Annotated in this window: 18 protein-coding genes; 9 read left to right on the forward strand and 9 right to left on the reverse strand. The window is 68.3% G+C overall.

The window, feature by feature from the left end; all coding sequences use genetic code 11:
* Positions 1–40: 40 nt before the first annotated feature.
* The 3 genes from CGZ91_RS13355 to CGZ91_RS13365 form a co-directional block, all read right to left on the reverse strand.
* A complete protein-coding gene (locus CGZ91_RS13355; protein WP_094450013.1) occupies positions 41–556 on the reverse strand; it encodes a hypothetical protein in 516 nt (171 codons plus the stop codon).
* A 160-nt stretch (positions 557–716) separates the two neighbouring features.
* The gene (locus CGZ91_RS13360; protein WP_094455916.1) at positions 717–1,142 is read right to left on the reverse strand and encodes a hypothetical protein; all 426 of its coding nucleotides are present in this window, start codon (positions 1,140–1,142) and stop codon (positions 717–719) included.
* Positions 1,142–2,194, reverse strand: a complete 1,053-nt coding sequence (locus tag CGZ91_RS13365; protein WP_094455918.1) for a hypothetical protein — start codon at positions 2,192–2,194, stop codon at positions 1,142–1,144. The genes CGZ91_RS13360 and CGZ91_RS13365 overlap by 1 nt, the downstream gene beginning before the upstream one ends.
* Before the next feature lie 233 nt (positions 2,195–2,427).
* Here CGZ91_RS13365 and dnaK point away from each other — a divergent pair, with 233 nt between their 5' ends.
* From dnaK to CGZ91_RS13395, 6 genes are all read left to right on the forward strand, one after another.
* The gene (gene dnaK / locus CGZ91_RS13370) at positions 2,428–4,287 is read left to right on the forward strand and encodes a molecular chaperone DnaK (protein WP_094455921.1); all 1,860 of its coding nucleotides are present in this window, start codon (positions 2,428–2,430) and stop codon (positions 4,285–4,287) included.
* Positions 4,284–5,045, forward strand: coding sequence for a nucleotide exchange factor GrpE (gene grpE, locus CGZ91_RS13375; RefSeq protein ID WP_094455923.1), 762 nt, complete (start codon positions 4,284–4,286; stop codon positions 5,043–5,045). Before dnaK ends, grpE begins: the two co-directional genes overlap by 4 nt.
* A gap of 20 nt (positions 5,046–5,065) precedes the next feature.
* On the forward strand, positions 5,066–6,238 hold the full coding sequence (gene dnaJ, locus CGZ91_RS13380) for a molecular chaperone DnaJ (protein ID WP_094455925.1): 1,173 nt from the start codon (positions 5,066–5,068) through the stop codon (positions 6,236–6,238).
* 4 nt (positions 6,239–6,242) lie between these two features.
* Entirely contained in the window at positions 6,243–6,692 is a 450-nt protein-coding gene (locus tag CGZ91_RS13385; protein WP_094455927.1) for a heat shock protein transcriptional repressor HspR, read from the forward strand.
* Between the two features lie 47 nt (positions 6,693–6,739).
* Entirely contained in the window at positions 6,740–7,870 is a 1,131-nt protein-coding gene (locus CGZ91_RS13390) for an FUSC family protein (RefSeq protein ID WP_094455929.1), read from the forward strand.
* Positions 7,871–8,000: 130 nt separating this feature from the next.
* Positions 8,001–11,819, forward strand: a complete 3,819-nt coding sequence (locus CGZ91_RS13395) for a phosphodiester glycosidase family protein (RefSeq protein WP_094455931.1) — start codon at positions 8,001–8,003, stop codon at positions 11,817–11,819.
* An 81-nt stretch (positions 11,820–11,900) separates the two neighbouring features.
* Here the strand turns inward: CGZ91_RS13395 and CGZ91_RS13400 are convergent, their stop codons facing one another.
* Together CGZ91_RS13400 and CGZ91_RS13405 are read right to left on the reverse strand one after the other, a co-directional pair.
* Positions 11,901–12,242 (reverse strand): hypothetical protein, encoded by a 342-nt coding sequence (locus CGZ91_RS13400; protein WP_094455934.1) that lies wholly within the window; start codon positions 12,240–12,242, stop codon positions 11,901–11,903.
* Positions 12,239–12,532 carry a hypothetical protein gene (locus tag CGZ91_RS13405; RefSeq protein WP_094455936.1) on the reverse strand — a complete coding sequence of 98 codons (294 nt, stop codon included), beginning with the start codon at positions 12,530–12,532 and terminating at the stop codon, positions 12,239–12,241. The genes CGZ91_RS13400 and CGZ91_RS13405 overlap by 4 nt, the downstream gene beginning before the upstream one ends.
* Before the next feature lie 113 nt (positions 12,533–12,645).
* On the opposite strand from CGZ91_RS13405, the gene pdxH reads away from it, so the two are divergent.
* Positions 12,646–13,302 (forward strand): pyridoxamine 5'-phosphate oxidase, encoded by a 657-nt coding sequence (pdxH, locus tag CGZ91_RS13410; protein ID WP_094455938.1) that lies wholly within the window; start codon positions 12,646–12,648, stop codon positions 13,300–13,302.
* 170 nt (positions 13,303–13,472) lie between these two features.
* On the opposite strand, the gene CGZ91_RS13415 is transcribed toward pdxH, so the two are convergent.
* Genes CGZ91_RS13415 through dgoD form a run of 3 tightly spaced genes read right to left on the reverse strand, consistent with a single transcriptional unit; the run spans position 13,473 to position 16,199 of the window.
* Complete coding sequence (locus CGZ91_RS13415; RefSeq protein ID WP_094455940.1) at positions 13,473–14,396, reverse strand: sugar kinase; 924 nt, start codon at positions 14,394–14,396, stop codon at positions 13,473–13,475.
* A 1-nt stretch (position 14,397) separates the two neighbouring features.
* Entirely contained in the window at positions 14,398–15,036 is a 639-nt protein-coding gene (locus tag CGZ91_RS13420; protein ID WP_229116635.1) for a bifunctional 4-hydroxy-2-oxoglutarate aldolase/2-dehydro-3-deoxy-phosphogluconate aldolase, read from the reverse strand.
* 2 nt (positions 15,037–15,038) lie between these two features.
* Positions 15,039–16,199, reverse strand: coding sequence for a galactonate dehydratase (dgoD, locus tag CGZ91_RS13425; protein ID WP_229116636.1), 1,161 nt, complete (start codon positions 16,197–16,199; stop codon positions 15,039–15,041).
* Between the two features lie 175 nt (positions 16,200–16,374).
* Here dgoD and CGZ91_RS13430 point away from each other — a divergent pair, with 175 nt between their 5' ends.
* Positions 16,375–18,588 carry an NHL repeat-containing protein gene (locus CGZ91_RS13430; RefSeq protein ID WP_144276921.1) on the forward strand — a complete coding sequence of 738 codons (2,214 nt, stop codon included), beginning with the start codon at positions 16,375–16,377 and terminating at the stop codon, positions 18,586–18,588.
* Positions 18,589–18,613: 25 nt separating this feature from the next.
* Here CGZ91_RS13430 and CGZ91_RS13435 read toward each other — a convergent pair whose 3' ends face one another.
* Positions 18,614–19,717 (reverse strand): acyltransferase family protein, encoded by a 1,104-nt coding sequence (locus CGZ91_RS13435; RefSeq protein ID WP_094455946.1) that lies wholly within the window; start codon positions 19,715–19,717, stop codon positions 18,614–18,616.
* Positions 19,718–20,415: 698 nt separating this feature from the next.
* Between CGZ91_RS13435 and clpB the strand changes: the two genes are divergently transcribed.
* On the forward strand, positions 20,416–23,070 hold the full coding sequence (clpB, locus tag CGZ91_RS13440; protein ID WP_094455948.1) for an ATP-dependent chaperone ClpB: 2,655 nt from the start codon (positions 20,416–20,418) through the stop codon (positions 23,068–23,070).
* Positions 23,071–23,073: the final 3 nt, after the last annotated feature.

A 23,073-nucleotide genomic window follows, 5' to 3' on the forward strand; every position in this document is an offset into this window, starting at 1 on the left:
TCAGGTGAGTGGTGCTGCTGCCTGAGGGGTGCCGCTGAGGTCAGCGGAAGACCTCGCTGATGGGGCCGGATTCGTGGGCGCCGGGCTCGGCGCCTTCCGGCAACGGCTCGCCATTGCTCTGCCGGCGGGCCACCATGTCGGCGGCGATCCTGCTGCGCTCGAGGATGTCGGCGGCGACCTGAGGCAGCTGGTCCTCGCTGAACTCCGCCTTGGCCTGGTCATCCCACGACGACAGCGCCGTTTCGTTCTCGACGATCTCCACGACGCGATACAGCAGGGCGGTCACGGTGCGGGCTTGGTCCTCGTCGGTGAACCAGTAAGGCACCACCAGGTGCAGCCGCTCGGAGCTCCAGTCGATCCCGATCGCGCCCGATGCACCGGCCAGCCGGACCTGGTCGCGGCCGTCCTGGACCTCGAGGTCGGACATCAGTTCGCGCAGCTGGGCGGTGATGCGTTGCCACTGGGTGCGTCCGGCCTCGGTGAGGCCGCCGCTGGCGAGGTCAGGGGAGTCGCTGCCGGCTTGGCTCGGGGCGACGAAGTAGAGGTCGAAGCTCACGAGCCTGAGTCTAGGGGAGCGGGCGCAAGCGCCGCGGTCGGCCACGGCGTACGCCGGTAGCGTGCAGAAACGACGGCGATCGGGGCGGTTTCGCCGCACAGGTGCAAAACCCGGAGAATCGACGTCCTTTCTGCACGGGCGCCGGCGCGCGTGTACGCCCTCAGTGTCGCCAGCGCTCCCGCGGGTCGTAGGTCCAGTCCTCGCCCTGTTCCTCGCGTACGCGCTGGGCCTCCGACTCGGCTTCGCGTCGTGCTCGCGCGGCATCGACCTCGGCCTGCATCTGGGCCAGGCCGGCATTCAGTCCCACCTCAGCCTCGGCGGGGTCGGGCAGGCCCTCCTCGACGGCTTGCCGGAAGACCCGGTCCACCTCGGCCAGTTCGTCGGCGTGGACGCGTCGGTACGCCTCGGAGTTGAGGACCTCTCGGAAGCCGATCTCTCCCTTCTCGGCCCGCTTGAGCAGCGCGCGCAATTCGGGGTCGGTGGTCCGTTCCAGCTCCCAGGCAATCCGGGTGTCCTGGCTGCGGCGGGCTTGTTCCTGGAGTTCGGCGACCAGCTCGCGGAGCCGGGCCGGGATGTGGTCGCTCATCAGCCCACCGTCGGGTTGTCGTAGCTCGTGGCGCTGCCGGCGACCGCGGGGATGTTGCGGAGGTCATCGATGTTGCCCTGGGCGCCGGTGATGAGGTCCCACAGGGCCGCGATGCCGATCCCGAGCAAGGTGAGGACCTCCCCGAGGACGCTCAGGACGCGGCTGACCGCGAGCGGCAACAACGGCGGAAAGATCGCCGAGGCGAGGGCATCAAGCGCGGACCCGATCGCGGTGCCGACCAGTGTGGCGAGGGCGTACACCTCCGAGGCCAGCGTCTGGATGTCCTTGCCGATGGCGCGCATGATCCCGGGGGCGTCATCGGCCACTTCGGAGCCGCGTCGCATCTGTGCCTTGGCATCCTCGGCGGCATAGCCGCTCCATCGGTCGGTGACGCACCATGCGGCCTCGGCGGCGTGGTGATTGATGGCGCCCTGCATGTTGCCGGCAGTGTCCATCCAGTCTGCCGCTCGGCTGATGTCACGCCAGTCCGGACCCAGTTGGTCCTTCAGCCAGGTGAGCGGGTCGGACCCGAAAACCTGGCGGCAGACCCACGCCGCCACGCCGGAGGGCGAGATGGCGTCGCCGAGCGTGCTGGTGACCGCGTCGGCGATGTCCACGGCAATCTGTGGGCTCGGTGTGTGGAGTTCATCGAAGGGGTTGCTGATGGTCGGCTCGGGCACGTCGGGCCCGATGTCTGCGCGTGGGGTGGCGGAGTCCTCCGCCACCGGGGAACTGCTCCAGTCCGAGAAGCTGGCGTCCATCTCCTCGAGCTGGGACTGCTCGGTCGAGTCGTAGAGGTAGGCGGTCTGCAGGATCTCCTGCGCCGACCCGATCCAGAAGTCGATCTGGTCTCCGAAGAAGGTCGACAGCGCCTCGTTGGCGTTGGCGACCAACTCCTTGCCGTCGGCGTGAAAACCGCTGCTGTCCTCGACCTCGTTGACCAGCCATTGCCGGGACCAGTTGCCAATGGAGCTGTAGAAGCTCTCCATCTGCATGAAGCGCGGTGCGACGGTGTGGGTGAGGTGTCGAGTGTCGACCTCAAAGCTGGGCATCGGCTGATTCTACGTCTTGATGCGCTACGACCGCAGGGCCACGCGTAGCCGATCGCTCCGGGAATACCCGGAACTTCCCCGGAGTTGAGTCAATGTCACTCAAGTTTGCTTGTGCTCCGAACGGGGCGCCAGTAGGGTTGAGCGCGTTGGACTCAAGGTCGCAAGCCTCACGCGGCTCGGGTCCTGAGAAACCAAACATCGAACACAGCAAGCACCATCAGAAGGAGACTCACATGGCACGCGCAGTAGGTATCGACCTCGGCACCACCAACTCGGTCGTCGCGGTCCTCGAGGGTGGCGAGCCCACCGTCATCCCCAACGCCGAGGGCTCCCGCACCACGCCGTCGGTGGTGGCCTTTGCCCAGGGTGGCGAGGTCCTCGTCGGCGACGTCGCGAAGCGTCAGGCGGTCCGCAACATTGACCGCACCATCCGCTCGGTCAAGCGCCACATGGGCACCGACTGGTCGGTCGACATCGACGGCAAGAAGTACACCCCCCAGGAGATCAGCGCCCGCGTGCTGATGAAGCTGAAGCGTGACGCCGAGGCCTACTTGGGCGAGGACGTCACCAACGCCGTCATCACCGTCCCGGCCTACTTCTCTGACGCCCAGCGTCAGGCAACCAAGGAGGCCGGTGAGGTCGCCGGCCTGACCGTCGACCGCATCATCAACGAGCCCACCGCGGCTGCGCTGGCGTACGGCCTGGACAAGGGTGACGCCGAGCAGACCGTGCTGGTCTTCGACCTCGGTGGCGGCACCTTCGACGTGTCCCTGCTGGAGATCTCCGACGGAGTCTTTGAGGTCAAGGCCACCAACGGTGACAACCTGCTCGGTGGTGACGACTGGGACGCCAAGATCGTCGACTGGCTGGTCACCCAGTTCAAGAACGCCAACGGTGTTGACCTGTCCAAGGACAAGATGGCCAAGCAACGCCTGCAGGAGGCCGCCGAGCGCGCCAAGATCGAGCTGTCCTCGACCACTGACACCACCATCAGCCTGCCCTACATCACCGCCGGTGCCGACGGACCGCTGCACCTGGAGGAGAAGCTGACCCGCGCCGAGTTCCAAAAGCTCACCTCGGATCTGCTGGACCGTTGCAAGGCCCCCTTCAACGCCGTGATCAAGGACGCCGGCATCGACGTCAACAAGATCGATCAGGTCATCATGGTCGGTGGCTCCACCCGGATGCCGGCCGTCAGCGACTTGGTCAAGGACCTCACCAACGGCAAGGAGCCCCACAAGGGCGTCAACCCCGATGAGGTCGTCGCCCTCGGCGCCAGCCTGCAGGCTGGCGTGCTCAAGGGCGAGGTCAAGGACGTGCTGCTGCTCGACGTCACCCCGCTCAGCCTCGGCATCGAGACCAAGGGCGGCGTGATGACCAAGATCATCGAGCGCAACACCACGATCCCGACCAAGCGTTCGGAGGTCTTCACCACCGCTGAGGACAACCAGCCCTCCGTGATGATTCAGGTCTACCAGGGTGAGCGTGAGTTTGCCCGCGACAACAAGTCGCTGGGCAACTTCGACCTGACCGGCCTGATGCCCGCCCCGCGCGGCGTGCCCCAGATCGAGGTCACCTTCGACATCGACGCCAACGGCATCGTGCACGTGTACGCCAAGGACATGGCCACCGGCAAGGAGCAGTCCATGGTCGTCACTGGCGGGTCGGCACTGGGCAAGGAGGACATCGAGCGGATGGTCAAGGAGGCCGAGGCGCACGCCGACGACGACAAGAAGCGTCGCGAGGCCGTCGACCTGCGCAACGAGGCCGAGGCGCTCCAGTTCCGCACCGAGAAGCTGCTCAAGGACAACGACGAACAGCTGACCGAGGACATCAAGACGCCGGTCAACGAGGCCCTCGAAGAGCTCAAGGAGGTCCTGAAGGACGAGGAGGCCGACACCGACAAGCTCAAGGCTGCGGTCGACAAGCTCAACACCACTTCCTCGGCGATGGGTCAGGCGATGTACGCCAAGGCTGCAGGCGAGCAGCAGGCCTCCGAGTCCACCGACTCCGCCACCTCCGAGGACGCGGCCGATGACGGCGTCGTTGACGCCGAGATCGTCGATGATGAGGATGACAAGGACGCCAAGTGACCCCTGGCGACCAGCATCATCGAGACGACGGATCCGAGGAGACCGAGCCCACCGGCCCGGTGATCCGGGATCGTCGTCGCCTTGACCCGGAGACCTACCAAGTACGCCAGCCGGAGTCCGGCCCGGACCGCAACGGTCCGGGCCAGGCCCCGGCGGCAGGAGACAACGTGACTGATGCACAGCAGCCGCAGGACCCGATCGAACCGACCGAGTCGACTCCCGATGTCGACCCGGACCAGAGCGTCGGCTCCAGTGACGCCCCGGCGGGCGCTGACGGCGTACAGCAGATGATCGATGAGTTGCAGTCGGAGCTCAACGACCGCACCGATGACCTCAAGCGGGTCCAAGCCGAGTACGTCAACTACAAGCGGCGTGTCGACCGGGATCGGGCCCAGTCCAAGCAGCAGGGCATCCAGGCGGTCGCCACCGACCTGATCCCAGTGCTGGACGCAGTCCGTGCCGCGGCCGAGGTCGGCGACCTCGACGGCGGGGCCAAGCTGATCGGCGAAGAGCTGGGCCGGGTTGCCGCCAAGTACGGTCTGGTCCAATACGGCGAGGTCGGCGACGAGTTCGACCCGCACCTGCACGAGGCGCTCTTCCAGATGGAGATGCCAGGCGTGACGGTGCCGACCTGCGCGCAGATCATCCAGGTCGGCGTACGACTGGGCGATCGCGTCATCCGGCCCGCGCGGGTCGGCGTCGCCGAGCCTGATCCGGCTGCGCAGCAGCCCGGTGACGGCGCCGACGCAACCAACTGAAGGAACCGAAAGGGGGACGTGTGAGCACCAAGGACTGGCTCGAGAAGGACTACTACAAGGTGTTGGGCGTCCCCAAGGACGCCTCCGCCGAGGAGATCAAGAAGGCGTACCGCAAACTCGCCAAGGAGAACCACCCCGACTCCAACCCGGGGGACAAGGAACGCGAGAAGCGTTTCAAGGAGGTCTCCGAGGCCAACGCGGTGCTGTCCAACAAGGACCGTCGCAAGGAATACGACGATGCCCGACGATACTTCTCCGGCGGGGGCGGTTTCCGCTTCCCCAAGGGCAGCAACACCGCCGGCCAGAGCACCATGGACGACCTGTTCCGCAACGCTCGCTCTGGCGCTGGCGATCCGGGACTGGGCGACCTGTTCGGTGGTCTGTTCGGCAACCAGACCGGCGCCCGCGGCCGTACGCCTGGCACGCGGGGCCGCCGTGGCAGCGACGTCGAAGGCGAGGTGACCATCGACTTCTTGGAGGCGGTCGAGGGCACCACCGTGGGGATTCAGATGGTCTCCGACAAGCCCTGCCCGACCTGTCACGGCACCGGCGCGAAGGCCGGCAGCGTGCCGAAGATGTGCCCGACCTGTGAGGGCTCGGGCATGCGCACCAGCACGTCTGGTGGTGTCTTCAACGTGAGCGAGCCCTGCCCTGACTGCAGGGGCCGTGGCCTCGTCGTCGACGACCCGTGCCCCGACTGTGACGGATCGGGTCGGGGCAAGTCGACCGATTCCATGCAGATTCGCGTGCCGGCGGGAGTCGAGGACGGCCAACGGATCCGGATCAAGGGCAAGGGCGGTGCCGGTGAGAACGGTGGTGCCGCCGGCGACCTGTACGTGCTGGTGCACGTGCGGCCGCACGCCGTGTTCGGTCGCTCGGGCAGCAACCTGACCATCACCGTCCCGGTCACCTTCGTCGAGGCTGCGCTCGGGGCCGAGATCGACGTCCCGACCTTGGGGACGGGGCCGTTGGACAACTCCGTGCGACTGCGAATCCCCGCCGGCACGCCCAGCGGGCGTACGTTGCGGGTGCGGGGTCGTGGCGTCAAGCGCAAGGACGGTACGACCGGTGACCTCTTGGTCACTGTCCACGTCCAGGTGCCCACTTCGCTGTCCGATGAGGCCGCGGAAGCCCTGCGGGCGTACGCCGCGGTCGCGGCTGAGCCTGACCCGCGGGCAGCGCTGAGGAGTTGACCTCATGCCGACCCATCGAGAGCGCCGCGGGCGCCGAGCAGTCGGCGCCGACCTGCAGCCGGTGGATCGCCACGCGGCCCTGTTCACGATTTCGGTGGCTGCACGGCTGGCCGGCATGCACCCGCAGACGCTGCGCAGCTATGACCGGATGGGGCTGGTGGAGCCGCGCCGCGCCCGCGGGCGGGGCCGGCGTTATTCGGTTGCCGACATCGACCGGCTGCGGCTGATCCAGACGCTGTCCCAACAGGAAGGCGTCAATCTGCAGGGCATCAAGTACATCCTTGGACTCACCCGACGAGTCGAGCAGTTGCAGTCCGAGAATGCGCTGTTGCGAGACCAGCTCGCCGGGCGGGCCCAGCCCCGTGGCGGTCGTCGCTTCACCGCGGACCCGAATGGCGGTGTACACATGGCCAGGAGCGGTTCGAGGCTGCGCACCATCAGCAGCGGGCATTGAGCCGGACCGGGCAGCGAGGAACCCCGGCGGTGGGCCACACTGGGGCCATGCCCGACACGGTCGATCCATGGGAGTCACTTCGGGACGACCTGCGCCTTGAGCCGGTGGCGGACCGCCTCAAAAGGCTCCGGGCTCGGATGTGGCTGATCGTTCAGGCGGCCGCTGGCGCTGTGCTGGCATGGGTTTTTGCCAAGCACGTGATCGGTCACGAGTTGCCGTTCTTCGCTCCGATCACGGCGATGGTGTGTCTGGGCCTCACCTACGAAAACCGGGTACGTCGGGTGATCGAACTAGCTATCGGAGTCGCGATCGGCGTCCTCGTGGGTGACGCCTTCGTGCACCTGTTCGGGTCGAGCTGGTGGCAGATCTTCGTGGTCTGTGTGGTGGCGATGAGTCTGGCGGTGTTGTTTGGCGCCGGCCAGTTGTTGATGATGCAGGCCGGCATCCAAGGCGTCATCATCACCACCTTGGTCGCCGGCGATGGCGAGGCCCTGAACCGCTGGATTGACGCCGCAGTCGGTGGTGGCGTGGCCCTGCTCATCGCGGTGCTGGCACCGATGCGCTCCACCACCCAACGGCCCCGGCAACGCATCATCGCCTTGGTAGGGAACTTGGCGATGCTGCTCACCGAGACCGCCCAGTCGCTGCGGATCCGCGACCTGGACCGGGCCCGCGCAGCGCTGGCGACCGCCCGACAGCTCTCCGCTGAGTTGGACGAAGTGCGCGAGTCGACCCTTGAGGCAGCTGCGGCGGCGAGTGTGGCGCCGCTGTTGGCCGGCAGCTCTCGTCGCGACGTCGATGCGATACGTCGACTTCTCACGCCACTCGACCTGGCGATCCGCAACGCCCGTGTGCTGGTGCGACGGGCGGAGTCGTCGCTGGACGAATACCAGTACATCCCGCCCAGCTACATCGACATGATTGCCGAGCTGGCCAACGCCACCGCCGTCATCCAGGAACGGATTGTCACCCAGGAGCCCTTGGCGTCTGCGCGGGAGGACCTCATCTCCCTGGCTCGGCGCACCACCGTCCGGGATCCGCGCGCAGGCCTGTCCGCGGAGGTGATGCGCGCCCAGATCCGCTCGATCGTGGTGGACCTGTTGGTGCTGTCGGGGATGTCGCTGGCCCAGGCCCGGCGCCGAGTGCCGCCGACACGCGAGGAACTGGACCCGGGCTGAGGCGCGGACCCGCGATGCTTTCCGAAGGGTCGTGCATTGTTCATCGAAGAGACACCCAATCTCCGCCTGCATCCGATGGGATCACTGGGCCCGCCCCGGCCCGTTGCTCATCCCGTCCCAGGAGTTGTGCATGTCCCTGACTGTCCCTCGCCACGGTGTACGCCGTTGGCTCGCCACCGTGACCGGCTTCGCTCTGGCCGCCGGCGTCGTCGCGGTGGGCGTGGCGCCCCAAGCGCCGGCGTACGCCCAGGCCGACCAAGGTGTCACCCAGAGCTTGCGAAGTGAGGATGCTGCGTTGGTCGACAGCCACACCAGCGAACTCGCCCCCGGCGTCAACCTGACTCGCTTCGAGCGGCGGCAGGACCGCGCCTGGGTGGGCGGCAATGTGCTGGAGCTGGACCTGACTGCGGGCAACCTGTCCATCGACATGGTCGACGGTGACAGTGTCGCCGGCGACAACCGTACCGTCAGCGACTTCATCGAGGGTCAGGACGACGTGGTCGCCGCCGTCAACGGTGACTTCTTCGACATGAACGCCACCGATGCGCCGATTCACACCAACTACGCCGACGGCGAGATGCGGTCCTTCCGGGACGGAAGCCTGGCCTTCACGATGGCCGACGGGGTCGCCGCGATCGAGCGGTTGATGACCCAGAGCGCCATCGCCGGCCCGGCCGGCAGCGTCGACATCAAGGGCGTCAACACCCCCGATGTGACCAACGGCGTCACGGTCTTCAACCAGGCCTGGGGCAGCTACCCGTTGGACGGTCTGCTGGCCGGTGCGCCGGTGCGGATCCTCACCATCGAGGATGGCCGGGTGGCGTCGGTGTCGACCGATCCGGCCAGCGTGTCCGGCTCGGTCGACCTGAGCCCGGGCCGGATGATCGTGGTCGCCAGAGGCTCCCAGTGGGGATCGTCCCTGGACGGATTCCAGGTCGGCGATGAGGTCAGCATCGACCTGCAGGCCAGCTCCTCACCCGACACCGCGGTGGGCGGCAACTGGCAGCTGGTGACCAACGGCGAACTGACCGACACCGAGCAGGTGACCGCCGGGCGTACGGCCGTGGGCATCTCCCGCGACGGCACTCGCCTCTACATCGTGACCGTGGACGGCCGCCGCGCGGACGCCAACGGCATGACCGTGCAGGAACTGGCCCGGCTGATGCGTGACCTGGGCGCCTGGAACGCGCTCAACCTCGACGGTGGCGGCTCCACCACCATGGTCGGTCGCCCCGCTGGCAGCGAGGATCCGGTGGTACTGAATCAGCCCTCCGACGGCGGCCAGCGAGTCGTCTCCAACGCGCTGGTGATCCGCTCCTCGGCCACCACCGAGCTTTCCGGCGCCCACCTCGCGGTGGCCGGCGCCGACCCGACCACGCCCGAGGCCGGCCTGCTGGAGACCTTCCCGGGTCTGTCGCGTACGGTGCAGGGCTCCGGCCTGGATGGGGCCGGACGTCCGGTGACCTCGTTCGGGTCCTTCAGCTCCGGTGACCACGTGTCGCTGACCGCGGTCGGCGACCGCGCCAAGGTGACCGGTGGGGGCATCGGCTCTGGGCAGATCGAGTACGCCGTCGACGGGCACGTTGACAGCATCGACTACCGGGTCCACGGGGACCTGCAGCGGCTCCAGCCGAACCGTTCGCTGGTGGCGCTGTCCGCGGTCGACCAGACCTCGACCCTGCGACTGGAGGGCGTGGATGGCGACGGCAACACTGCCCCCATCGAGTACTCCGATGTGACCGTTGAGACGTCCGGGCCGATCTCGGTGCGGCCCAACTCGCTGACCAGCTTCGAGGTGTCGGGCACTGCGTCCGGCTCGGGTGTCATCACGCTGAGCGTGGGCGACCACAGCGTCCAGGTGGCCGTGACTGTCGGCACCGTTGACGCCGTGGTGTCGGACTTCTCCGACATCGGCCAGTGGCGCTTCACCGCCGCCCGCGCCACCGGCGAGGTGCATGCCACCGAGGGGCCTGAGGGCGGGCCGGCACTGGGCATGACCTATGACTTCACCACCAGCACCGCCACCCGCGGTGGGTACGCCGTCGCGGCGCAGCCGATTGCCGTCGAGGGGCAGCCGCAGTCGCTGAGCCTGTGGATCAAGGGCGACGAGTCCGGTGTCTGGCCGCGGATCCAGATCGGACGCGGGGATGGCACCACGACCAACGTCGACGGCCCGAATGTGACCTGGCAGGGCTGGCGCCAGGTGAGTTTCCCGATCCCGGCGGGGACGGCGTACCCGATCGAGGTCCAGCAGCTCCGCTTCATGGAGACGCGAAGCACCGTGAGCTATCACGGTGATGTCGCGATCGCCGACCTGGCGGCGCAGGTGCCCGCCGATGTCGAATTGCCGCAGACCCCGTACGTGCACGATCCGGTGATCGTGGCCAACGGTTCGGTGGCGGATCGCCCGACCCGGATTGCGGTGATGAGCGACGCGCAGTTTGTGGGGCGCAACCCCGACAGCGCGCTGGTTGCCAGCGCCCGCCGGACGCTGCAGGAGATCCGGGCCGCGCAGCCGGATCTGCTCGTCATCAACGGTGACCTGGTCGACGAGGCCAGCGACGCCGACTTCGAGCTGGCCAAGCGGATCCTCGACGAGGAGCTCGAAGGGTCGGTGCCGTTCATCTACGTTCCTGGCAACCACGAGCTGATGGGCGCGGGGATCGACAACTTCGAGAAGCATTTCGGCGATTCCCGGACCGCGACCACCGTGAACGGCACTCGGATCATCACCCTGGACAGCTCGACCGGCAACCTGCATCCGGGCGGCATCGACCAGCTGGCCTTCCTCGAGGAGGAGCTGGCCGCGGCCCAAGCCGATGACGCGATCACCGGTGTGGTCGTGTTCAACCACCATCCGATCGACGACCCGACCCCGCAGAAGGCGAGCCAGCTGGGCGACCGGACCGAGGCGGCCGCGCTGGACCGGGTGTTTGCCGAGTTCCGCGCCGGCGGCAAGCAGATCGCTCACATCAACGGCCACGTCGGCCTCTTCCACGCGACCGCGCGGGACGGAGTGAGCCGGGTCGTCAATGGCAACTCCGGCAAGGCACCGGCCGCGGGAGCTGACCAGGGTGGCTTCGTGGGCTGGACGATGCTTGGCATCGACCCGGCGCGGGGTGTCGTCGACACCGACCCGCAGATCGTGGCGGACCGGATCGGTTGGCTGCGGGCCGAGACCAAGCCGCAGACCGATGAGGTACGCCTGACCGCCGAGTTGGACGGCAACCAGGATGCGGAGATGGTCGATGGCCGGCTGGTCATCGCCGAGGGCGGGCAGGTCGACCTGTCCGCGGTGCTCAGCCAAGGCAGCATCGAGGTGCCGGTGCAGTGGCCTGTGTCGGCGCAGTGGGCCGGCAACGGTGTGCTGGTGGCGGCCGAGGATGTGCTGGGGGAGCAGCAGCTGCTCGCCGCGCAGGCGTTGCCGGAGGGTTACCGGTTTGACCCGGCCACCGGCGTACTGGCCTGGAACGGTGGCGGGCAGGCCGAACTGACCGTGACCGTCAATGGTGTCGAGGCGACGCTGCTGATCGGTCCGGCTCAGGTCGACCCGACCCCGACCCCGACGCCGAGCCCGACCCCGACGCCGGATCCGACCGGTACGCCGACCCAGGATCCGACCGGTACGCCGACCCAGGAGCCGACCGTCACGCCGACTCAGGAGCCGACCGTCACGCCGACTCAGGAGCCGACCGGGGAACCCACCGGTACGCCGACGCCGACCCCGACCGAGCAGCCGACGGGGACGCCGACTTCGGACCCGACCGGTCCGGCCGACCCCACCGGGACCCCCGGCGACTCGGCTGGCCCGACCGGTTCGTCGACCCCGACCGGGGATGACGACAAGCCCGGCATGCTGCCGGACACCGGCGCGGGCGCTGCCGGCGTGGTGCTGGCGGGGCTGGGCGCAGCCGCAGCGAGTGTGATGGTGCTTCGTCGCCGGAGCTGACCGGCGTACGGCTGATCCTGTAACAACGAACGGCCGCCCCAGCCTGAGCTGGGGCGGCCGTTCCGTCGTCGGGAGGCGGTGTTATTGGGGGCGTCGGCCCCAGGCATCCGCGACCTGGTCGGGGGTCGGCGGGTCAGCGGCGGGGCGCTGCGGTTGCTTGCGGAACACCAACCAGGCTGCCCAGCCGAACAGTCCGATCGAGATCAGCCGCACCACCCGTCCCAGGACGAGCTTGAGCTCCGCGATCTCTGGTCCGAGCGGGAGATAGCCAACGCCGAGGCCGATCAGCTGGGCGGCCAGCGCAAGGAGCAGCACCACTTGGGCGGGGCCGCGCATCAGGAAGGCGACGAGCACCAGCAGCGCGAGGACGGTGACCAGTGTCACGATGCTGGCGGTGACGCTGGCGATCACGAACTCATTCATGCGGCCTCCCTGCTCCGCAGGATGAGCCCGAGGACGAGGCACACCAACCCGATGCACGACACGGCGACGGGCAGGATAATCAGCGGGAGGATCGAGGCCCGGGCCGCGCTCAGCCAAAACCCCAGGCCGATGGGCAAGACCATCGCGAAGGCCAGCAGAGCTGCGCCGATGATGGCCAGCTTGGAGCCGGGGCCGCGCGCGATCAGTGCCACCAGGACGACCAGCGCGCCGACCGCAATCACCCCCAGAATCGAGAGCGCGGCGTTGAGCCACAGGATCGGTTCGGACATTGATCGTCCTTTCGGGGAGGGACCCGACAAGCCTATTCCCTGGCGGTGGCGCCCCGCCCGTAGTGCGCAGCCTCGGGTGGCTTGCGCACCGGGGGATGGAGCACAGTGTCCCCATGGAGATCGCGGATCGGCGCACCGACTATGCGGGGCTGTCGCTGGACGATGAGGTGCCGAAGGACCCGGTTGGCCTGTTCGAGACGTGGCTGGAGCAAGCAATCGCAGCCCAGGACGGCGGTGCCGACATCGAGGCGACGGCGATGACCTTGGCGACCGCCTCGCCACGGGCTGACGGCGGCTGGCAACCACATGCGCGGATCGTGCTGCTCAAGGGCTGGGGAGCCGAGGGCCCGGTGTTATTCACCGGCCACGGCTCCGACAAGGGGATTGAGCTGGCCGCCAACCCGTACGCCTCACTGAGCTTCTACTGGACTCCACTGTTTCGCCAGATCCGCATCGAGGGCAGGGTCGAGCAACTCCCGCAGGCGGAGTCCGAGGCGTACTTCGCCTCCCGCCCACGGGCCTCGCAACTGGCGACGTACGCCTCGGACCAGAGCCGACCGGTGGCCTCCCGGGCCGTGATGGAGCAGGCGTACGCCGCCGCCGAAGCACGGTTCGCCGGGACCGAGGTGCCGATGCCCGAGGACTGGGGCGGCTATCGGCTGGCGGTGGAACGGATCGAGTTCTGGCAGGGGCGGCCTGCGCGGTTCCACGACCGGATCCGCTACACCCGGGCCGCCGACGCCTGGACGCACGAGCGCCTGCAACCCTGAGCCGTACGCCGGCCGCCCGGGTTTCGGGCTGGGCCGGACGACCCGCGTATTGCGCCAACATGTGGGCGCAAAGACGGGTCAGGGCTCGCGGTGGCGCGTCGGGGCGTACGCACCGGTCCCGCCGGACCTGTACGCCGCGGCTTGGCCCCACCCACGCAGGACACCGCGCCCTACCGTGCGACGTCGTCCTGCGGGGCGAGCTCCTGTGCGCGCAGCTGCTTGATGGTCGGCAGACCCTCGAAGTCGCCGCGGTGGGTGACGGCGGCGCGGCCCATCAGGTTGGCGCGCGCCATCCGTTCGGCCGGCGGCAGGCCGTCGAGTAGTCCTGCGACGTAGCCGGCGACGAAAGCGTCCCCGGCGCCGACCGCATCCACCACCGTGGCCGGCTTGGTGGGGACCTCGAAGGATTCGGTCGCCGACGTGTAGCGGGCGCCCTGGGCGCCCAGCTTGGTGAGCACCTCAGCCGGGCCGCGCTCGATCAGCGCTGACTCGTCGGCGGTGCCGAGCATCGCCAACTCCTCGGGGGAGCCGACCAACACGTCCACGTCGGCCGACAGCGGCGCCAACGCCTGACCGGCCTGCTCGGCGGTCCACAGCTTGCCGCGGAAGTTGACGTCGAAGACAACCGTCGCGTCGAGCTCCTTGGCCGCCGCCAACACAGCCCGGGTGGCCTCCGCGGGGCGGTCACCCAGTGCCGGGGTGATCCCGGACAGGACGACCAGCTCCGGCGTACTGGCGCGCACCAGGTCGGCCATCTCCGGGCCCATCGCCGAGGCTGCGGACAGCGCCCGGTGATAGTCCGCGGCCCAGCCGAAACTGGCCGGCGACAGGAACATGAAGCCGGTCCGGCGCCGATTGTCGGCGGCCGCCTCGACCCGTACGCCCTCGGCGCGCAGCTCCCGGCGAATCAGGTCACCGAAGGCGTCATCGCCCAGCCGGCTCGCCCACGTCACCTCGTGGCCGAGCCGCGCCAGCCCGATCGCGACATTGGATTCGGCGCCGGCGACGTGGGTGGTCCACCGGGTCGCCATCGCCACGGAGGCGTCGGCGCGCAGACTCACCATCGTCTCGCCCATCGTCCAGATGCGTCCCATGTCAGCCGGCCGCCTCGACGAAGGCGCGGGCCCGGTCCGCCAACTCGGTCAGGGAGCCACCACTGGCCGCGTCCCCGATCAGCGGACCGCCGACCCCGAAGCCGATCGCACCGACCTTCCGGTACGCCTCGATCTCGGCGAGCCCGACGCCGCCGACGGCGACCAGCGGGATGTGCGGCAGCGGGTCGCGCAACGCCTTCAGGTGGCCGGGGCCGCCGCTGGAGGCGGGGAAGATCTTCACCGCCGTCGCGCCCTGGTCGTGCGCGGTGATCACCTCCGAGGCGGTCCAGGCGCCCGCCAGGCTGGGCACTTCGGCCCGGCTGGCGGCGGCGACCGCCGGGCACAGGCCCGGCGTCACGACGAAGCGTGCGCCCGCGGCGACGGCGGTGTGGACGTCGTCCTCGGAGATGACGGTGCCGGCGCCCACCCAGGCACCGGAGCCGCCATCGGCGACCTCACCGGCCAGCGTCGCGATCGTCTCCACCGCATCCGGGGTGGTCAGGGTGACCTCCAGCATGCGTACGCCGGCCTCGAGCAACGTACGCCCGATCGCCAGCGCGTGCCCGGCGTCTGGGCAGCGGATGATCGCCACCAGCCCGGTGTCGGTGAGGTCGGCAAGAAAGTCCAGTTCGGAGCTCATGGTCACCATTCTGCGTAGGAACCGTCGGGATGCTGCCAGACCGGGCCGCGCCAGCCGTGCGGGGACTGGTCCGCCCGGCGTACGGCTGCCTCGTCGATCTCGATGCCCAGCCCGGGCGCGTCCCAGCGCGGCAGCCAGCCGTCGGTGGTCGCCAACATCGACGAGTCGAGCACCAGGTCCAGCAGGTCGGCGCCCTGGTTGTAGTGGATGCCCAGGCTCTGTTCCTGGATGACGTGGTTGCTGGTGGCGAAGCCGACCTGCAGGCAGGCCGCCAGTGCCAGCGGACCCAGCGGGCAGTGCGGCGCGAGCAGCGCCCCGTGGGCGTCGGCGAGCGAGGCGATCTTGCGGGTCTCGGTGATGCCGCCGGCGTGGGACAGGTCGGGCTGCACCACGCCGACGCCGGCGCACAGCACGGGCAGGAACTCCTGGCGGTTGTAGAGCCGTTCCCCCGTCGCGATCGGCAGGTGGGTGTGGGCGACGAGGTCGCCGAAGAGGTGGCTGTTCTCGGGCACCACCGGCTCCTCGATGAACATCGGTGCGACCGGTTCGAGAGCCTTGATGAGGGTGCGGGCCGCCGGGAAGGAGACCCGGCCGTGGAAGTCGATCGCCACGTCGCCGTCCTCGCCCATCGCCTCCCGGGCGGCTTCGGCGCGGGCGACCGCCGCCGACACCTCGGCGCGGGTGGCGAGCTTGCCGAAGGCCGGCGTGGCGTTCATCTTGATCGCGGTGAGCCCGTTGTCGCGGGCGGCCGCGGCGGCCTCGGCGACCCCGCCGGGTTCGTCCCCGCCGATCCAGCCATAGATCCGGATCCGGTCGCGTACCGCGCCGCCCAACAGCTGGTGCACCGGTACGCCGAGCCGCTTGCCGAGGATGTCCCACAGGGCCTGGTCGATGCCCGCCACGGCGCTGGCCAGGATCGGGCCGCCGCGATAGAAGCTGCCGTTGGTGAGCAACTGCCACAGGTCCTCGATCCGGCCCGGGTCGCGGCCGATGGCCAACTCGGCCAACTGCTCGACCGCGGCGCGTACGGTCTCGGAGCGACCCTCACAGGTCGCCTCGCCCCAGCCCACCAGCCCTTCGGCGGTCTCGATGCGGACGAACAACCACCGCGGCGGCACCAGAAAGGTCTCGATGCGGGTGATGGTGTCAGGCGACGTGCTCACGCTGGCTCCTTCGACGGCTCTTTGCTCAGCCTAGGGGCAGCGCCCGGTTGCCGGTCGGCGGATCGACCCTTGACCTGCTCGGGAGTGTCGGCTTAGGTTGCAGGAACCGTTTGCTGCAACAGCAGCAGAAACTTTCAAGGGAGCAACGATGATCCCCCAGACGACGACACGCACCGTGGCACGCACCCTCGGCGGCCTGATGGCCCTCGCCGTGGTCGGAGCAGGACTCACCAGCGGTTCGCCGGCGTACGCCGACATCCCCGTTCCGGAGTCGGTCCAGCCGATCCTCGACCAGAATCCCGACGTCCAGTACCTCGGTGAGCCGGTCCAGGTGAAGCAGCCCAGCCCCGCCAAGATCGGTCGGCTCGACGGCCGCGACGTGGCCTATCAGGTCTTCAAGGGCACCGCCGGCAGCGATTATCCAGGCGCCTTCACCGCGGTCGATGTCCGCACCGGCGAGACCCTGGTGAACCTGCCCATGGACACCGCCGAGCATGCCCGCGCCGTCACCGTCGCCAGTGACGGGAAGGTCTACATCGCGACCTACTTCGACCAGAAGCTGTGGCAGTTCGACCCGGAAACCCGGGAGCTGCGCGACCTGGGCACCTATGAGCCGAATCCGACCGATGCCCAGCCCTTCGGCCTGTGCCCGGGGCCGGACGGCTCGGTCTTCATCCCGACCTACAAGCATTCGGCGCTCTACCAGTACGACCCCGCCACCGACGCGATCACCAAGGTCGCCACCGTCAATCCGGAGAACACCTACCTCCACGCCTGCGCTTGGGATCCGGCGACCAACGACCTCTACGTGACCGCCGGCGGCTCCCATGCGGAGCTGTGGCGCATCGCGGATGCCGGCACCGGCGAGATGACCAAGATGACCAACAACGAGAACGTCCCGGGCCTGGAGGACACCGCCTTCATCCACCGCATGTGGCTGGTGGATGACCACTTGGTGCTGAGCGCCAACGGCCAGGCGCTGCTGGTGATCGGCACCGACGGCGTCGTGGACACCTGGACCGATCCGGGCCAGATCGGCGGCTACAACGTCGTCGAGCTGCCCGATGAGCCGCGCAAGTTCTGGTACACCAAGTCGGGCGACGTCCTCGAGTACGACCTTGACGCGAAGACCTCCACCGACACCGGGCTGGATCTGGGCGCGTACTTCGGCGACGCAATGATCGCCGAGAACGGCGACCTGATCGGCACCGACATCCGGGGCGCCTTCCAGGTGACCCCGGCCAACGAGTACACCAGCCAGCCGTGGACCGTGGAGCAGCCGACCGCGATCCAGAAGATGATTGCCGGGCCCGACGGGCTGATGTTCGCCTCGGGCTATCCGCTCGGCATGGCGCGGGTGGACACGACCGGCGGCGGCACGGTTTATCCCTCGCTGACCTCGGGCCAGTACGAATCGGCGATCATCCGTGACGGCCAGATGTATGTGGGCTCTTACGGCAATGCCCGCTTCAGCAGCTGGAATCCCGCCAACCCGACCGCTGCGCCGAGGCTGATCTTCGACGGAGCAGCCGAAGGGCAGGACCGGCCGTTTGCGATGGCGTACAACCCGGATCGCGACGAGGCCTACATGGGCACGATCGCTGGCTACGGCAAGCTCCAGGGTGGCCTGGCGATCCACGACTTCGCGACTGGTGAGCACGTCTGGTTGACCGAGGAGATCGTCGAGGGGCAGAGCATCATCTCGGTGACGTACAACCCCAACGACGGGCTGGTCTACATCGGCACCAACATCGACGGCGGCATGGGCATCGAGGCGCCGGACGGGGAGGCAAAGCTGATCGTCTTCGACCCGGCAACCCGCACCGTCGTCAACGAACTGGTGCCAGTGGCCGATCGGGAGGGCGTCACCGGGCTCATGGTGGCCTCCGACGGCCGCCTCTGGGGCTGGGCCGAGGACACCTTCTTCGTGTACGACCCCGCCAGCCGCACCGTCGTGCACCGCGAGTCGGGGCTGGCCGGCCGCTACCAGGCCGGCACTTTCTACTGGGCGTGGGCCTACCAGTACATCTCGCCGGTCGACGGCAACGGCTACGTCACCGCTGGCAACAAACTCTTCCGCATCGATCCGGAGACGCTGGAGGTGACGGTGCTGCTCACCTCGGGGGCGGCCTTCGGCAACATGGACACCAACGGCGACATCTACTTCTCGCAGAAGTCGCACGCGTTCAAGTACGTGGTGCCGCAGCCGGTGCCGAGCGGCGCGCCGACCGCCCCGACGAAGTGCGAGGTGATCGCCGCGGCCGAGTCGGGCCGCAGCCTCGCCTACCCGGAGGGATACCGGCTGGCCTGGCGCAGGTCGCTCGAGGAGATCGAGCGGCAGGTCGCCGACGGCCGCGGTGAGCGGCTGAAGGGTGTCCACTGCGCGTGAGCGGCGGGCGTACGCCGCCCGGCTCTCAGCGGACCTGGCCGCGGTCCTTCGGTCCGAGGCTGGGCGGCGTCACGATCCAGCCGAGCACCGGCACCTTCGACAGCCGGTCGACCAGCAGGCCGACCGTGATGCACATCGCGGTGACCAGCAACACCTCGGTGGAGGCCGGGGTGACCCAGGTGTGCAGCCAGGTCATGGTGCGCTCGTAGAACGGGCCGAAGCCATAGATGGCGAAGATCAGCATCTCGTGGCTCACGAAGATCGGCAGCGTACGCCGGCCGAGGTACGCCAGCGCATCGCTCACCCAGCCGGCGCGGCTGACCGCGACGGCCAACACGACACCAGTGGGGAGGGCGATCAGTGCCCGACCGCACTCGGCGGTGATGAGGACGGCGTGCAGGGTCGCCGGATCCAGCCTCATCTCACCCCACTCCTGTAGTCCGCGGTAGAGCCCGAATGCGAGGAAGAAACAGACAAAGGCGAGCAGGACGGCCCACCAGCGGAAGGCGCGCTCGGCCAGCCAGAACCATGCTGAGCGGGCATGTAGGCCGAGCATGAAGATCGGCAGGAACGCCACGCAGCGGTGGAAGATCCAGACCTGGGCCAACTCAGGATTGGCCAGGCCGAGCAGCGGCAGGAAGCTGAGCAGCACCGTCAGCCAGCCGGGCAGCCATTTCGTCAGCCATGCCGCGACGGTGAAGACCACCAGTGCGTGCAGGAACCACAGGCCGGTGGTGGGCAGCAGGATCTCCCACCCGATCAGGTACGCCGGATATGCCACCGGGTCCATGAGGTAGCGCTCGACGCCGAACAGGAGTGACCAGACGACGTAGGGCACCACCAGGAACCACAGCCGCCGCGTGAACAGACCCAGCAGGCTCAACTCGCGGATGCGGTGGCTGAACAGGCCTGACAACAGGAAGAACAGCGGCAGGCGTACCGGGGTGAGCAGGTCGGTGATCTCACCGGCCAGGCCCTCCCAGGTTTCGGCGCGGACGACCACGTGGAAGGTCACCACGCCCAGGATCGACAGGCCCTTGCCGGCATCGACCCAGTCCAGCCGCTTCTTGGCGGCAGGGGACGCCTCGGTCGGCTCTGGGCGTACCGGCTGGGTGGGACTGTCGCTCATCAATGATCGGCCTGGGGGAGGGGGCAGGGCAGGCAGCCCAAGCGGCTACGGCGCCGGCTGACGTCCGGCCACTCTAGTGGCCGGCCACTCTAGTGAAGTGCGTGCTCAACCCTTGGTTGCCCCGGCCGTCAGACCGCTGACGATGTATTTCTGCACGAGCAGCGTCTCGGCTGAGGGGTCGGGTCGCTGGGGCGAGGATGTTGCAGACGATCAGGGCGTACAGGAGCCACAACCCAGCCGCGGGCAGGAACAAGTTGGCTACGACCGCGTCGAGCACTGCGCTCGGTTCGACGGTCATGCTCCCAAGACCGCTGAAAAAGGTCCAGCAGACGTGCGCCCAGGAATGACAGGCGCCGACGGAGGGCCTTGGCCAAGGTCCACGTGAGGATGCGGTGGCTGAACACCCCGGACAGCTCGAAGAACACTCGCATCCGCATAGCTGTTGGCTGGATGGGGGCAAGCGGCATGAGGAAATGGTCTTGAGCCATCCGCCTTGGTCCGCCACGCGGTGCGGTACGCCGATGTCAGTCCGCACGCGTGGCAGGGAATACGATGGTGCGCGTCAAAGTTGAGTAGGTGTGACTCAACTCTCGCGGCGGTGGCGCTGAGCCGCCATCGTGGGAGAGGGTCAACCACTACTGATCACGACTGCACCACGCGTACGCCTGACCGGGTGGACGCGGACACAAGGGGGAGACATGGACACCAACAAACTGACCACCAAGAGTCGCGACGCGCTCTCGACGGCGTTGCGCGTGGCCCTGACCAAGGGCAATCCGCAGGCTGATGCGGTGCACCTGCTGCATGCGTTGTTGCTGGTGCCCGAGGACCCGGCAGCGCAGCTGCTTGCTGCCGTCGGTGCTGAGCCGCGCGTCGTCGACGCCGCCGCCCAGGGCGCCATCTCCAAGTTGCCCTCTGCGCAGGGCAACTCGGTCACCCAGCCCACGGTCGCCGGCGGCCTGGCCAGGGTGCTGGCCGATGCCGAGACCCGCGCCCAGCAGCTCGGCGACCAGTTCGTCGCCACCGAACACCTGCTGATCTCGCTGGCCGCAGTGCCCAGCGACGCCGCGAAGATCCTCAACGACCTCGGCGTCCGGGCCGCCGACCTCGAAGGCGCCTTCGACGAAGCGCGCGGCGACAAGCGGGTCACCAGCGAAGAGGCCGAGGGAGGTGAGTCGGTGCTGGAGAAGTACGGCGTTGACCTCACCGAGGCTGCCCGGGAAGGCAAGCTCGACCCCGTGATCGGACGCGATGCCGAGATCCGTCGCGTGGTCCAGGTGCTGGCCCGGCGTACGAAGAACAACCCGGTGCTGATCGGTGAGCCGGGCGTCGGCAAGACCGCCGTGGTCGAGGGTCTGGCGCAGCGGCTGATCGCCGGCGACGTACCCGATTCCTTGCGGGGTCGCCGGTTGGTGTCCCTGGACCTGTCCGCGATGGTGGCCGGGGCCAAGTTCCGAGGCGAATTCGAGGAACGCCTCAAGGCCGTCCTCAACGAGATCAAGGAGTCCGAGGGGCAGGTCATCACCTTCATCGACGAGCTGCACACCGTCGTCGGAGCCGGCGCCAGCGGCGACAGCTCGATGGATGCGGGCAACATGCTCAAGCCGATGTTGGCCCGAGGTGAGCTGCGCATGATTGGTGCCACCACGCTGGATGAGTATCGCGAGCGAATCGAGAAGGACCCGGCTCTGGAGCGTCGCTTCCAGCAAGTCTTCGTCGGCGAGCCGACCGTGGAGGACACGATCGCCATCCTGCGCGGGCTCCGGGAACGGTACGAGGCGCACCACAAGGTCGCCATCACCGACGGTGCGCTGGTGGCTGCCGCGTCGCTGTCGAATCGCTACATCACCTCGCGGCAGCTGCCCGACAAGGCGATCGACCTGATCGACGAGGCCGCGTCGCGGCTGCGGATGGAGATCGACTCCTCGCCAGAGGAGATCGACCAGCTGCGCCGCAGCGTGGATCGGATGACGATGGAACAGCTGGCACTGGAGAAGGAGGACGACGTCGCGAGCCGGGAGCGGCTGGCGCGTCTCAACGAAGACCTGGCCAACGCCAAGGAAGAGCTGCGTGGCTTGGAGCAGCGTTGGGAAGCCGAGAAGTCGGGCCTGAACCGCGTCGGCGAGCTGAAGGAGCAGATCGACCAGCTCCGCAGCGAGGCTGACCGTGCGCAGCGCGAGGGTGACCTGGCGAAGGCATCCGAGCTGACCTACGGCAAGATCCCGGCCCTGGAAAAGGAACTGGAGAAGGCCGACGCCGCCGAGGCTGAAGTCGCCGACCGCAAGTCGATGGTGTCGGAGGAGGTCAGCGCCCAGGACATCGCCGAGGTGGTGTCGAGCTGGACCGGAATCCCGGTCGGCAAGATGCTGCAGGGCGAATCGGAGAAGCTGCTGCAGATGGAGGACCGGCTGGGCCAGCGGCTCGTCGGGCAGCGGGCGGCGGTCACAGCGGTGGCCGATGCGGTACGCCGTTCCCGTGCGGGGATTTCGGACCCGAACCGGCCCACTGGCTCGTTCCTCTTCCTGGGGCCGACCGGTGTCGGCAAGACCGAGCTGGCCAAGGCGCTGGCGGAGTTCCTCTTCGACGATGACCACGCCATGGTGCGCATCGACATGTCGGAATACTCCGAGAAGCACGCGGTGTCCCGACTGGTTGGTGCCCCTCCGGGCTATGTCGGTTACGAGGAGGGCGGTCAGCTGACCGAGACGGTACGCCGCCGGCCCTACTCGGTGATCCTGCTGGACGAGGTCGAGAAGGCCCACCCGGAGATCTTCAACATCCTGTTGCAGGTCCTCGACGATGGTCGACTCACCGATGGTCAGGGGCGTACGGTCGACTTCCGCAACACCATCCTCATCCTCACCTCAAACTTGGGGTCGCAGTATCTGGCGGACCCGAAGCTCAATCCCGACACCAAGCGCGAGTCGGTGATGAATGTGGTGCGCAACTCCTTCAAGCCGGAGTTCCTCAACCGGCTCGACGAGGTCGTGCTGTTTGATCCGCTGAGCGAGGAGGACCTGTCCCAGATCGTCGGCATCCAGCTGGAGCGCCTCAATGCACGGCTGGCGGAGCGGCGAATCCAGGTGGAACTCACCGACCAGGCGTACGCCTGGCTGGCTCGTACCGGCTTCGACCCGGTCTATGGTGCTCGCCCGCTGAAGCGGCTGATCCAGTCCTCGATCGAGGACGAACTGGCCCGCCAGATCCTCGCCGGCAGCGTCATGGCTGGCGACACGGTGCGTTTCGATCTGGTCGATGACCGGCTCGCGGTGGTCTCCGACGGGGACCAGGAGTCGGCGGGGGAGTCAGCCGTGCCCGAGGCGACTCGGCGTGCCGACGAGATCGCCGAGTGATCG

The organism is Parenemella sanctibonifatiensis, from assembly GCF_002250565.1.
GTDB classification, from domain to species: Bacteria; Actinomycetota; Actinomycetes; order Propionibacteriales; family Propionibacteriaceae; genus Parenemella; species Parenemella sanctibonifatiensis.

Coding starts and splice junctions, on each gene's coding strand:
- CGZ91_RS13395 (WP_094455931.1), top strand. CDS start 8,001: ATGTCCCTGACTGTCCCTCGCCACGGTGTACGCCGTTGGCTCGCCACC.
- CGZ91_RS13365 (WP_094455918.1), bottom strand. CDS start 2,194: ATGCCCAGCTTTGAGGTCGACACTCGACACCTCACCCACACCGTCGCA.
- CGZ91_RS13435 (WP_094455946.1), bottom strand. CDS start 19,717: ATGAGCGACAGTCCCACCCAGCCGGTACGCCCAGAGCCGACCGAGGCG.
- pdxH (WP_094455938.1), top strand. CDS start 12,646: ATGGAGATCGCGGATCGGCGCACCGACTATGCGGGGCTGTCGCTGGAC.
- dnaK (WP_094455921.1), top strand. CDS start 2,428: ATGGCACGCGCAGTAGGTATCGACCTCGGCACCACCAACTCGGTCGTC.
- clpB (WP_094455948.1), top strand. CDS start 20,416: ATGGACACCAACAAACTGACCACCAAGAGTCGCGACGCGCTCTCGACG.
- CGZ91_RS13405 (WP_094455936.1), bottom strand. CDS start 12,532: ATGTCCGAACCGATCCTGTGGCTCAACGCCGCGCTCTCGATTCTGGGG.
- CGZ91_RS13415 (WP_094455940.1), bottom strand. CDS start 14,396: ATGGGACGCATCTGGACGATGGGCGAGACGATGGTGAGTCTGCGCGCC.
- CGZ91_RS13420 (WP_229116635.1), bottom strand. CDS start 15,036: ATGAGCTCCGAACTGGACTTTCTTGCCGACCTCACCGACACCGGGCTG.
- CGZ91_RS13400 (WP_094455934.1), bottom strand. CDS start 12,242: ATGAATGAGTTCGTGATCGCCAGCGTCACCGCCAGCATCGTGACACTG.
- CGZ91_RS13390 (WP_094455929.1), top strand. CDS start 6,740: ATGCCCGACACGGTCGATCCATGGGAGTCACTTCGGGACGACCTGCGC.
- CGZ91_RS13385 (WP_094455927.1), top strand. CDS start 6,243: ATGCCGACCCATCGAGAGCGCCGCGGGCGCCGAGCAGTCGGCGCCGAC.
- CGZ91_RS13360 (WP_094455916.1), bottom strand. CDS start 1,142: ATGAGCGACCACATCCCGGCCCGGCTCCGCGAGCTGGTCGCCGAACTC.